Origin of the sequence: Acidiphilium sp. (assembly GCF_049977125.1) — a bacterium.
Taxonomy (GTDB): Bacteria; Pseudomonadota; Alphaproteobacteria; order Acetobacterales; family Acetobacteraceae; genus Acidiphilium.
Genome location: NZ_JBMFGY010000101.1, coordinates 1 through 11,444, shown reverse-complemented (window position 1 = coordinate 11,444; position 11,444 = coordinate 1). Strand labels below are relative to the sequence as shown.

Here is an 11,444-nt window from a genome sequence, read left to right as displayed (position 1 = left end):
CAAGAAGCCGCTGGCCTTCATCTCCATTTCGATAAAGCCAAGTGAGCCATTGTTCAGCACAATGACCTTAACGTTAAGTCCTATCTGTGTGAGAGTGATGAAATCACCCATCATCATGGTGAATCCGCCATCGCCCGAGAATGAGATAACTTGCCGGTCCGGGAAAGCGCATTGTGCTCCGATGGCCTGCAGCATAGCATTTGCCATTGAGCCGTGGTTGAACGAGCCGATAAGGCGGCGTTTGCCGTTAAATTTTAAATAGCGCGCCGCCCAAACGATCGGTGAACCCACGTCGCAGGTAAAGATCGCATCGTCCGCCGCGAGTTCATTCGCGAGACGGGAGACATACTGTGGATGAATAATTTCCGAGTTCGGACTGCTTTCAGCGAGGCTATCGAGATCTTGGCGGGTCTTTCGATAATCCGCTAGAGCGTCATCAAGATGCTCCGTGGCGGTTTTTTCTTTCAGTTTCGGTAAAAGCAATGCGACCGTGTGCTTGATGTCGCCTAGCAAGCCGAGATGCAATGCGCATCGGTTCCCTAGTGCCTCCGGGCGTACATCGATCTGTAGGATCCGCGCATGCTCGGGATAGAAGGCGCGGTAGGGAAAATCCGTTCCGAGCATCAACAAGATATCACAGTTTTTTATAGCATTGAAACCGGAAGCAAAGCCAACCAAGCCGGTCATGCCGACATCATAGGGATTGTCGTGTTCCAGATACTCCTTGCCGCGGAAAGCGTGGACGATGGGAGCTTTGAGCCGGGCTGCCAACGCCACCACTTCGTCATGGGCCCCGGAACAGCCAGCACCACACAGCAACGTCACTCGCTCATCTTCATTCAAAATCTCTGAGAGGACTATGATCTCGTCCTCCGTGGGGTGGATAACAGGCTTTCCGGGGGCGAGCCAATGCGGTACCGAAGCGCTAAGTGGTTTGAGGGCGACGTCGCCTGGGATGACCACGACGGAGACTCCGCGCTTGGCGATGGCCACGCGGATTGCACGGTTTAGAACTTGCGGAAGCAACTCGGGGTTGGAAACCAATTCGACGTAGTGGCTGCATTCCTTAAAAAGGTGCTCCGGATGGGTCGCCTGAAAATAGTCGATTCCAATTTCGTGTGACGGAATGTGGGCAGCTATTGCTAGCACTGGAACGCCGCTGCGTTGGGCGTCAAACAGGCCGTTGATGAGATGCAGGTTGCCGGGACCGCAACTGCCGGCACAGACGGCAAGCTTGCCAGTAACATGCGCTTCGCCCGCTGCGGCGAACGCGGCACCCTCCTCGTGCCGCATATGGATCCATTCTATCTCTCCTCGCTTCCTAAGCGCATCTGTAAAGCCGTTAAGGGAGTCGCCGACGATCCCGTAAATTCGTTTTACGCCGACCTTGTGCAAGGCTTCCGCCATGTAGGATGCCGCAGATCGCGTCATAAGTTGTTCCTCTCTTGCAAAACGGTTAAGGCCCATAAGGACGGTTGGATTGTGTCCTCGGGCGTGGTGTAGAATTGGTCACCTCATCACGCTCTCCGGCTGGGTTGGCCGGTGTTATGCCGATCGATCTGCTGGGGCGACGCGCCAACCGGAACCTTGCTCTTTCGTTGCATCATAGCGCATTTTCGCGTGCCGCCTGCCAGGCCGTCGCCATTGTGGGCCGAAAGCCCAGGCTCAGCGCGAGCGAGCCATCCAGCACGCCGTACCAGGGATGGATGAGCGGCGTGACCGCGGGCTCCATAGGCTGACCCGCGAGCGCACTCAGCTCGAAAATCGTCATCGGAGCATCGTCCACTGCGTTCACGATGTGGCCGTCCAGGATGCCGTCGAGACCCATTTTTATGAACGTCGCAATATCCCGGTGATGAATCATGCTCAGCCGGTTGGCAGGATGGAGCCTCATGATTTGCGCGATATGCGGGATCTGCCCGAGATGTCCGTCCGCGTCGCCATAAACGAAGCCAAGACGTACTATCGACCAATTCAAACCGCTCTCTTGCAGCAGTTTTTCAGCTGCGACTTTGCTCGCGGGGTAGTCCCGTTCGGGAGCAACGGGATCGCTTTCCCGTGAGGGTCTGGAGCTGTTCTCACTATAGACCAGGCCAGTGCTGGCCATGATGAATCGCGCATCGGCCGCATGTCTACCGGCGGCTGTGATCAGATTGCGCGTGCCGTCCACGTTGGCGCGCCAGATCTCGCTCACATTCGGTGTGCGCAGAATGGCAGCAAGATGGATGATCACCGAAGCGCCTCGTACGGCCTCGACCAGGGAGGCAGGCTCGAGAATATCGCCCTCGACAGCGGTGACACCTGATGGAACCGTCTTGCCCGAGCGCACAAGCGACCGACAGTTCAGGCCGGCTTCGACGAGACGGGGCAGCAAGCGGCTGCCGACGAGGCCGGTCCCACCGGTAACAAGAATGGTCATCGTGACTTTCCTTTATTCATGGTTATCTCGCGCTTTGTCGCCATGATCTGACCGCCGGGACGCTCAGGCGCTGTCCGTCGCAATCTGGTCCAGCCTGGTCCTGATGTCGTCCGGCAGCTCGAGTGCGACTGCGGCAAGATTTTCCCGCAGATGGACGACGGACGAGGTGCCGGGGATCAGCAGAATATTCGGCGCACGATGCAGGGTCCAAGCGATGGCCACCTGCATGGGCGTGGCGCCAAGCAGACCCGCCATCTCCGTCAAAACCGAGGATTGCAGCGGGCTGAAGCCACCAAGCGGGAAGAACGGCACATACGCGATGCCATCGCCACCGAGGTCGTCGATCAGTTCATCGTCCGCGCGATGCACAAGATTGTAGTGGTTCTGCACGCAGACGATTTCGCAAAGCCTGCGCGCCTCCCGCACCTGCGTTGGAGTCACGTTGCTAAGGCCGATATGACGGATAAGGCCCTGTTGCCGCAGCTCCGCCAACACCGTGAGCGGCGCTTCGAGAGACCCCTCCGCGGGTCCGTGCGCACCAAACATGAGGCGGAGGTTGACCACGTCGAGCACCTCGATGCCGAGATTGCGCAAGTTGTCATGCACCGCCAGGGTCAACTCCTCGCGCGAGAAGGCTGGATGCCAGGCGCCTTTCTCGTCGCGCCGGGCGCCCACTTTTGTGACGAGCGTGAGCCCTGCGGGATAGGGTGCCAGCGCCTCCCGTATGATTTGATTCGTGACGTGCGGCCCATAGAAATCGCTGGTGTCGATGTGGTCGACGCCGCGCGCAATCGCTTCGCGCAGCACGGCCACGGCTGCATCACGATCCTTGGGTGGACCGAATACGCCGGGCCCGGCGAGCTGCATGGCACCGTAGCCGAGCCGCTTCACGGTGCGGCTACCGAGGCGAAAGAGTCCCGCCTTCTCGATGCTAGTGTCAGTGGCGCTAAGTTGTATCTTATTTTCGGACGGCATCATTCCTAACATCTCCTTCACGATGTCAACGTAACTGCGAAAAGGCTTCCGGCAGCCCAATCACGGATGTAGCTTCAAGAATCTGGTCGGGGCCGAATTTCGGCGGCCAAACGCCGGCGTTATAGGCACTCGCTCGCAGCCGGCCGCGCTCCTCGAGGCTCTCAAAAGCCCGGATATGTGTGATCCGTGGGGCGCCATCCAGCGCATACATGTTCGTAACGAGGTGTTCGGCGTATGCGTGCGCATTCACTACGGCATCCCGCCAGCCTGCGAGCGTGGGCGGAAGATCGCCGGGCTTCAGTCGATAGGTGTGGAACTCATAGACTGCGCCTCGGCGCCCCGTTCGGACTGCCGGCAAGAAGGGGAATGGCGAGTAACTCGCCATTCCGAACGCGGTAACGACGTCTCCGCTACCGAACGGTTCCCGGCTCAGCAACACCCGCTCCCGCTCTGCGGTCATGCATTCTGCCGTCTCGAAGCTTCGCAACAGCAGAACCCGGCCGAGCGGGCCTAACTCCGTGCGCCAGCAGCCTAGGATTTCACCGCATTTAGATGTCTGTCCAAACCAGGCTGCGGCGCGCCTCGCTGCATCGCCAACCAACAGCAGCGGACAAGATGGTGTGGTGAGCTCATAAAACATGAAGCCGTATCCTCTTTTGTCCGGACGTTTCCATCCGCAGATTAAGAACCGTCGCACCGGAACGACTTCGTCTTCCCATGTTGACGAAAAACGTATCGGACGCCGTTCGCCCCAAATGCTCCGGCTGGATTTCGCCAAATCAAATCTTCGTCGTGTCATGACTAATCCGGAGGAGATCAAGCGGGATCTATATGATCTTACGGTCCGCCCAGTGTTCGGCGATGAACGAAGCGGCGATCTCAAGCGCTGTTTCGGCCGTCTTGAGAGACCCGACATCTCGTTGGAAAACATGATACATTCCCTCAAACAGATCGAGACGGACCGGCGCCCCGTGCGCGGCCGCCCGCTCTGCAAAACGGATAGAATCGTCACGTAACAGTTCGTCTTCGCCAACCTGCACATTGATCGGCGGCATGGCTTGCAGAGCCCCGAAGAAAGGTGACGCTTTGGGGTCGCGCGGGCTGGCGCCGTCCAGATAGGAATGGGCCAGTCCCTGCAGCAGGGCGGGCTTGAAGACCGGGTCGTAGGTGGCCGGATCGGTAAAGGAGGCGCCGCTGTTTGACAGGTCGGTCCAGGGCGAAAACACCACGATCGAGGCAAGACGTGAATCGGGCGCGGCCAGATCGGCCATTGCGAGGACAAGCCCGCCTCCGGCGGAATCGCCGACCGTTGCATATTGCTTGAAGCCCCGGGATAGAAACCAGTCCCGCGCCGCCCAAACGGCGTCGAAGGCCGCAGGAAACCGCGCTTCCGGCGCAAGGGGGTAGTCTGCGCTGAAGACAGTCCTGCCGGTCAGCGCCGCCAGTTGACTGGCAAAGCCCAGGTAAGATTTGGCGTCGCCGAGATGGTATCCGCCGCCATGAACGAACAGGATCGCGGAATCGGAATCGGGCGAGGTGGGTCTCAACCACCATCCTCGGACTAGTGCGAGGTTCACCGGCTCCGCCGAAACAGCTTCAGCGAACGGCGCCTGCGCCGCCAGGGCGGCGTAGAAGGCTCTGCGATCCTCACCGTGCAATTGCGCCAACGCGGCATTGCGTTGGACGATGCGAAGCACCTGTTCGCGCTCGCCCGGCTGGGCCTCATGGCGAATGATCAACGGGCCAGCAGATTTCGTATGTGTAAAGTCAGACATCATGTCCCCAGCAAATCCAACAGAGCTGCCGTCAGGCGGCGCCGCCATTGACGAAGATCGTCTGGCCGTTAATCCAGTCGCCGTCGCGTCCGGCAATCATCGCAACGACGTTCGCGATGTCGTCAGGCTCTCCCAACCGTTCGAGCGGCGCGAGCTTGGCGATTTTATCGATGAGATCTGGCGATTTACCTCGAAAGAACAGGTCCGTGACTGTCGGCCCAGGTGCGACGGCGTTGACCGTTATCCCGCGTCCGCGAAGCTCTTTCGCAAGGATAGCGGTCAATATCTCAACCCCCGCCTTGGTCGCCGCATAGGGACCATAGGTCGGTGAAGCCAGGCGTGTGATGCTGGTCGAGATGTTGACAATCTTAGCGCCAGTTTCCAGCCGACGCGCCGCCTCGCGAAGCATATAGAAAACGCCCTTGAGGTTGATTGAGAGCATCGTGTCGAAAGACGCGTCGTCCATGTCGGCAATGGGCGCCAGTGTCATTATCCCCGCGTTATTTACGAGCAACGTCGTCTTCCCCAACGTAGCCTCGGTTTCATCGAAAAGGGCTGTGACATCGGCGGCGTTTCTCACGTCGGCTTTGATGGCGACGGCCTGGCCATTCGCGGCGTGGATGTCCGAGACGACCTGGCCGGCGGCCGCGTTATTCGATGCATAGGTCACAGCCACCGCAAACCCTTCACGGGCGAGACGCCTGGCAATGGCTGCCCCGATTCCGCGTGACGCGCCTGTGACGATCGCAACCTGATTGGACACAGGATTGATGGACGAATTTTCTAGCATGAAGTCTCTCACTTTGTTGTTTCGTCGTTTTGGCCACCGGGGCGACGGAAAGAAGCTCACGAAAGGGCGGTGGCTTACACATCGGGCCGATCAAAGATTGTCGGCACTGATCGCCAACGGCTGGCTGAAGAGAACCCGCCGTCAGATCTGAGACATCCCGCCATCGACCACCAACTCCGCCCCAAGCATGTACCGGGAGTCGTCACTGGCCAGGAACAGCGCCGCAGCGGCGATGTCTTCGGCCTCGCCTAAACGACCAACCGGCACTGTCGCGGCCGCCCTGTCCCGGAACGCCTGCAGCTCTTCGGGACTGCGATGTCGACCGATCAATGGCGTGTCGATGAAACCGGGAGAGATCGTGTTGACGCGGATCTTGCGATCCAGAAATTCGCGCGACCAGGTCCGTGCGAAGGACCGGACCGCAGCCTTCGCGGCCGAAAGCAGGGAAAGTCCGGGACGGCCTACGTGGATAATAAACGAGGTCGACAGGATGACAGAGGCGCCGTGACGCAGGATCGGGGCCACGGCCTGCATGGAGAAGAAGACGCCCTTGACGTCGATGTCCATGATTTCGTCGTAGCGCGCTTCGTCGGTCTCAGCGAGCCGGGTGCCATAGGCGATGCCCGCATTGGCGAAAAAGATATCGAGTTCGCCGAAGGCCTCGGCGACTTCAGCGCTGACTGCCTGCATGTCAGTGACCGACCGGGCGTCGGCGCGCAGGATCAGTGCCCCCTCGCCAAGCTCCGCGCACACGGCCTCGAAGCGGCTCGTATCGCGCCCGGTGACGGCGACACGCGCGCCTTCGCGGAGGAAGAGCTTTGCCGTGGCAAGGCCGATTCCACTGGTGCCTCCGGTGATCAGAGCGGTTTTGTCCTTCAGTCTCATTTTCACGTTCCTTTCTGGGCACAGGTCTCAGCCGACATGCCGCAACTGTTCGGCGACAATCGCGAGGCGCCGTTCGGCATCGGCAAGGGCGTTGCAGAGGCGGGCATTCACGGCGTCCATGACCGGCCGCGGCGCCGTTTCCGGCGCCCCTGCGTCGAACGGCGGTTCGGGCGCGTATTCCAGCAGAAGCTGGGCGCCCTGCGCCGCCTCTTCCCCGCGCAGCTCGGCAATGAGGGAGAGGGCGAAGTCGATCCCGGCCGTCACCCCGCCGCCGGTGATGCAGTTTCCGTCGCGCACCACCCGGCTGGCATCCGGGATCGCCCCGAATGCCGCAAGAAGTTCCCTGAAGGCCCAGTGGCTGGCGGCGCGGCGCCCCGTCAGAAGGCCCGCCGCTGCCAGGATCAGCGAGCCGGTGCAGACCGAGGTGACGTAGGCGGCGCCTTCAGCGAGCCGCCGGATTGCGGCGAGGAACCTTGGGGTCTCAAGCGCCGCGATGCACCCGAGGCCGCCGGGGACGAGGAGAATGTCGCAGGCCTCGATCGTCTCCAGATCACGGAGCGCCCCGAATGTCAGCCCGTCCGCGACGACCTCCGTCCGGTCGATCGCGGCCAGCTCGATGTCCATTTCCGGCAAGGCGCGGAGGACTTGATAGGGGCCGGTGAAGTCGAGCGGTGTCACCCCTTCGTAGAGGGGGATGACGACATGTGTCATGGCGGATCTCCTTCCACAGATGAGAGTACCGGGAACAGGCTATGGCGTAAACGCCGTATATCCCTTATATCACGCCATCACCTATCAATATCGCTTCCGCCTTCCCTGAGCGGACCGACTGTTCGAATAACCAGCGATATGGGAAGGCCAAGCCCGAACATATGGATGAGCAATGCCGGCACAGGGGGCATCGGGGTTACCGACGGCGGGGTGATGAAAGCAGTCTGGGGCAGCACGATAAAGCCCATGACCAGAAACACGAGCAGGCCGAGGACCGGACCGCCCAACCATGCCCAGCGATTGAGAACCGGGAAGCGCCGAACGATCAAGGCGTAGGTTATCGCCGGGACGGTCGCGACGAAGAAGTGCAACAATATGCCAAGGACAAGTCCCACGGCACCGTCGTAAGCCGAGATCCCGATAACGCTGCTCGCCGCAAGCTGCATCTCCGGTATTACGCCGATACCTCGCGATAGCTGTAGTGTCAGCACCGGTGCCAACACGATGACGCCGCTTATCAATCCTGCCCATATTCCGGCGCCAGTAGCGGCGGCCAACGAGACAGGAGGCGACTTGATTGTTCGTCTCGATTCCAGAGTAATGTTCATATCGTTATTCTCCAGGCGGGGTTTCCAGACAATCGGAGCCCATACTCTGACGGGCGCCGAGCCGGAGACCGCGCGCTTCACCGTTGTCCAAACCGCACAAATCTGGATCCTTGAGCATATGCCCCGGCCTATTTGTGCAGGGCAGTTGAGATCAGGGCCTCAAAAGTCGTCGTGGGACGCCCGATCAGGCCCGAGAGCGTTGCACTGTTATCAAACAATGCGCCTTGAGAGGCCGCTACATCCGCGTCGGCCAAGAGGGCTGCCAGTGGAGCCGGCAGTCCTGCATTCGTCAGAACGCCCTCGTAAGCCTCGGGCGACAGGTCATTGTAGGCAACCGTTTTGCCCGACTGGCGCGATACCTCCGCCGCAAACTCTGCAAGCGTGAAAGCGTTGTCCGCCGCCAGTTCGTACGTCCGTCCGGCTTGCCCCTCGCTCGTCAACGCGATCGCGGCCGCCAATGCATAGTCAGCGCGCGCAGCGGAAGAGAAGCGGCCGTCCTTCGCCGCACCAACAAAGGCGCCATGCTCCAAAGCGCTTGGAAGCGCTGCCAAGTGATTCTCGGTATACCAGCCGTTACGCAAGATGACAGCCGGCAGATCGGATGACTTGATCGCCTCCTCGGTCTGGCGATGTTCGATCGCAAGGCGGGCAGACGAAGTGTCGGCATGGAGCATGCTGGTATAGGCGAGGAGTGAGACGCCCTGCGCTTGCGCCGCATCAATCACGGCCCGATGCAGCGGCAGGCGGCCAACGACTTCCGTCGAGGAAATCAGCAAGACTCTGTCAACACCCTCGAAAGCTTTCGAAAGGGTGGCCGGGCGTTTATAATCCGCTTCCCGCACCAGCACGCCAAGCCGTGACAAATCCGCCCCCTTCGCTGGATCGCGCATGGCTGCAACAACTTGGCCAGCAGGGACGCGCTCCAACAGCCGCTCGATGACAAGTCGGCCCAGTTGACCAGAAGCTCCTGTAACTGCGAACATTTCATGGTTTCCTTTCTGTCTGAAACTGATTGTCCGATCCGGCTGCCCCTCGGCACGTACGCGTGCGATCAGCGCCATGAACGGACCTCCACCATCTAAGTCGTAAGGTTACCCTTGGAAACCACAGCGCCAAGGGTTACCTTCATTTTCTAGTTTCCGTTCGGTAACCACGCGCGAGGGTCAACGATGGTTTTGAAGGTCAGACCGAAGGTTCAAGCGCTGCCCGGTTGCCCCATGTCGAAATGCATGGGCTTGCTTGGCGGCTTGTGGACGCCTGAGTTGCTATGGGCACTGAGTAATGGGCCGCGTCGCTTTTCTGAGCTTCGCCGCGATTGCCCATACATTTCGGCCAAAGTACTCACCAGCCGGTTGCGCGATCTTGAACAGCGCGGTGTGCTCACCCGGGCTGTTATGCCCACCTCACCGCCGACGGTAGAATATGGACTCACCGCTTTAGGCGAGGACTTGCTGCCTGCGATACGCTCTATCGTTGAGGTCGGTTCGCGCCTCCTATTGAAAGACGGCCCACCGGCCACGGACTAGATCTGCTACTGAAGTGCCTGATCCAAAGTCTAGCCGAGACGACGAAGATGAAGCCGGCAGCGCGCCGGCGACCTCGAAGGACAGGTCCCGTGGCTTGAGGTAGGCGTTGGCTTCGTCCGTGAGGACGAATTCCCCGAAGGTTCCAGCCTCCTCCGTCCTGTGAATCCCAGGACTTCATAGCCGATATTTAGCCGCGTAACGGCGGGCCCGTCCGATTCGACCACGCCCGCAAACTCATGGCCGAGTCCGCGCGGAAACCGCGAGCCCGCCATCGCCTTCACCTGACCGCAGCGGATAACCCAGTCCATCGGGTTGACGGAGGCCGCCATCACCCGGACGCAGATCTGGCTTGCTTTTGGCTCGACAAAGTCGACGGCGTCGAGCCTCAGTTCCTCGGGACCGCCGTATCTGATGTACTGGATGCGCAGCATACTTTCCGTGACCTCGACACCGGCCAGGCAGAGTTTCCATCACACGCCCAGGCTGGTGGTCGTAAGCGTCATGCTTCGTGCCGGCTTGATTACGTCGTCGGTAAGCTATGGCGAAAAGGTCATAGATCCCTTATACTACGTCACTATGCGCCGTATCGGTTTCTTCGTCTTCCCGGACCACCAGATCCTGGACCTCGCCGGACCGTTCGCCGCCTTTGAGACCGCGACACGGCTGTCCGGGCGGCCGCTCTACAGGCTTGAAATCTACTCTTGCGCTGGCGGCTCCGTCGCAAGCCGCGGCGGTTTACCAGTGGCTTCAAAGCCGGCCGGGAATGCGCGTCTGGACACGCTTATCGTCTGCGGCGGCGAGGTAGCCTCAATGCTCAAACCGGGCGAAGTGGAGGCCGTTGCGCGTCTCGCCCGCCGGGCCTCGAGGATTGCCAGCGTCTGCACAGGCGCCTTCCTGCTCGCCGAGGCGGGTCTGCTCGACGGAAGACGCGCGACGACGCATTGGCGCACGGCGCACCGACTCCAGCAGAGTTATCCCGCGGTGGAGGTTGACGCCGACCGGATCTTCATTGGCGATCGCGGCGTCTGGACGTCGGCCGGGGTGACGGCTGGCATCGACCTGGCCCTGGCGCTCATCGAGGCAGATCATGGCCCGGACTTGGCACGCCAGGTCGCGCGCGAGTTGGTTGTGTATCACCGCCGTGCCGGCGGCCAGTCCCAGTTCGCGCCGATATCCCAGATGGAGCCGGAGTCAGATCGCATACGCCTGGCGCTGGCCTTCGCGCGCGATCACTTGCACGAGGATTTGCCGATCGAACGCTTGGCGGACACGGCGCATCTGAGTGTCCGCCAGTTCGGGCGGGCATTCCGGCGCGAGACCGGCGAAACGCCGGCCAAGGCCGTCGAGCGGCTACGTGTCGAGGCCGCCCGCGTGCGATTGCAGGAGGGCGCGGAGCCCATCGAGGTGATCGCTCAGGCGGTGGGTTTTACCGACCCCGAGCGCATGCGGCGTGCTTTCGTCAAACTGTTCGGCATGTCATCTCAGGCCATCCGTCGCCTCGACCGGAGCCATGCATGCCAGCCGGAAAGCACGTCGTCGCGTGAGGTCTGACCTGGGGAAAAGGTAAGCCGGCATTGGGATGCGTCGTATTCTGTCTAGAATCGACGGCATCATGCGTCGGAATGTCCAACAAGAGGGGGCGACAACGCGCCGCCGCATCACCTCTTGCGTTGCCTGGCGAAGAGGATCGCCGCACTAAAATGCGTATTCCGTTGATCGCGATCATCCATTCCGGTCGATCGCGATCACTGATTC

13 protein-coding genes are annotated in these 11,444 nt (G+C 60.7%); 2 read left to right on the top strand and 11 right to left on the bottom strand.

Going from position 1 to position 11,444, the window contains the following annotated elements; all coding sequences use genetic code 11:
* The 10 genes from poxB to ACP5E6_RS13335 form a co-directional block, all read right to left on the bottom strand.
* Window positions 1–1,431 (bottom strand): ubiquinone-dependent pyruvate dehydrogenase (gene poxB, locus ACP5E6_RS13380; RefSeq protein ID WP_427954772.1); only part of this gene is annotated, 1,431 nt, incomplete at its 3' end.
* 172 nt (window positions 1,432–1,603) lie between these two features.
* Window positions 1,604–2,419: an NAD-dependent epimerase/dehydratase family protein gene (locus ACP5E6_RS13375; RefSeq protein WP_427954771.1), complete on the bottom strand. Its 816-nt coding sequence runs from the start codon at window positions 2,417–2,419 to the stop codon at window positions 1,604–1,606.
* Between the two features lie 63 nt (window positions 2,420–2,482).
* Window positions 2,483–3,397, bottom strand: a complete 915-nt coding sequence (locus tag ACP5E6_RS13370) for an aldo/keto reductase family oxidoreductase (protein ID WP_427954769.1) — start codon at window positions 3,395–3,397, stop codon at window positions 2,483–2,485.
* A 22-nt stretch (window positions 3,398–3,419) separates the two neighbouring features.
* Complete coding sequence (locus tag ACP5E6_RS13365; RefSeq protein ID WP_427954768.1) at window positions 3,420–4,034, bottom strand: NIPSNAP family protein; 615 nt, start codon at window positions 4,032–4,034, stop codon at window positions 3,420–3,422.
* Between the two features lie 187 nt (window positions 4,035–4,221).
* Window positions 4,222–5,217, bottom strand: a complete 996-nt coding sequence (locus ACP5E6_RS13360) for an alpha/beta hydrolase (RefSeq protein WP_427954766.1) — start codon at window positions 5,215–5,217, stop codon at window positions 4,222–4,224.
* Window positions 5,201–5,959: an SDR family oxidoreductase gene (locus ACP5E6_RS13355; RefSeq protein WP_427954765.1), complete on the bottom strand. Its 759-nt coding sequence runs from the start codon at window positions 5,957–5,959 to the stop codon at window positions 5,201–5,203. Before ACP5E6_RS13355 ends, ACP5E6_RS13360 begins: the two co-directional genes overlap by 17 nt.
* A 141-nt stretch (window positions 5,960–6,100) precedes the next feature.
* Window positions 6,101–6,844: an SDR family oxidoreductase gene (locus ACP5E6_RS13350; protein ID WP_427954763.1), complete on the bottom strand. Its 744-nt coding sequence runs from the start codon at window positions 6,842–6,844 to the stop codon at window positions 6,101–6,103.
* 27 nt (window positions 6,845–6,871) lie between these two features.
* Complete coding sequence (locus ACP5E6_RS13345) at window positions 6,872–7,555, bottom strand: DJ-1/PfpI family protein (protein WP_427942213.1); 684 nt, start codon at window positions 7,553–7,555, stop codon at window positions 6,872–6,874.
* A 77-nt stretch (window positions 7,556–7,632) separates the two neighbouring features.
* Window positions 7,633–8,163 carry a hypothetical protein gene (locus tag ACP5E6_RS13340; protein WP_427954762.1) on the bottom strand — a complete coding sequence of 177 codons (531 nt, stop codon included), beginning with the start codon at window positions 8,161–8,163 and terminating at the stop codon, window positions 7,633–7,635.
* A 128-nt stretch (window positions 8,164–8,291) separates the two neighbouring features.
* Window positions 8,292–9,224 (bottom strand): SDR family oxidoreductase, encoded by a 933-nt coding sequence (locus tag ACP5E6_RS13335; RefSeq protein WP_427954761.1) that lies wholly within the window; start codon window positions 9,222–9,224, stop codon window positions 8,292–8,294.
* Window positions 9,225–9,332: 108 nt separating this feature from the next.
* Here ACP5E6_RS13335 and ACP5E6_RS13330 point away from each other — a divergent pair, with 108 nt between their 5' ends.
* Window positions 9,333–9,689 carry a winged helix-turn-helix transcriptional regulator gene (locus tag ACP5E6_RS13330; RefSeq protein ID WP_427954760.1) on the top strand — a complete coding sequence of 119 codons (357 nt, stop codon included), beginning with the start codon at window positions 9,333–9,335 and terminating at the stop codon, window positions 9,687–9,689.
* 29 nt (window positions 9,690–9,718) lie between these two features.
* Here ACP5E6_RS13330 and ACP5E6_RS13325 read toward each other — a convergent pair whose 3' ends face one another.
* On the bottom strand, window positions 9,719–9,997 hold the full coding sequence (locus tag ACP5E6_RS13325; protein ID WP_427954776.1) for an alcohol dehydrogenase catalytic domain-containing protein: 279 nt from the start codon (window positions 9,995–9,997) through the stop codon (window positions 9,719–9,721).
* 268 nt (window positions 9,998–10,265) lie between these two features.
* On the opposite strand from ACP5E6_RS13325, the gene ACP5E6_RS13320 reads away from it, so the two are divergent.
* Entirely contained in the window at window positions 10,266–11,240 is a 975-nt protein-coding gene (locus tag ACP5E6_RS13320) for a GlxA family transcriptional regulator (RefSeq protein WP_427954774.1), read from the top strand.
* The last annotated feature ends 204 nt before the right edge of the window (window positions 11,241–11,444 follow it).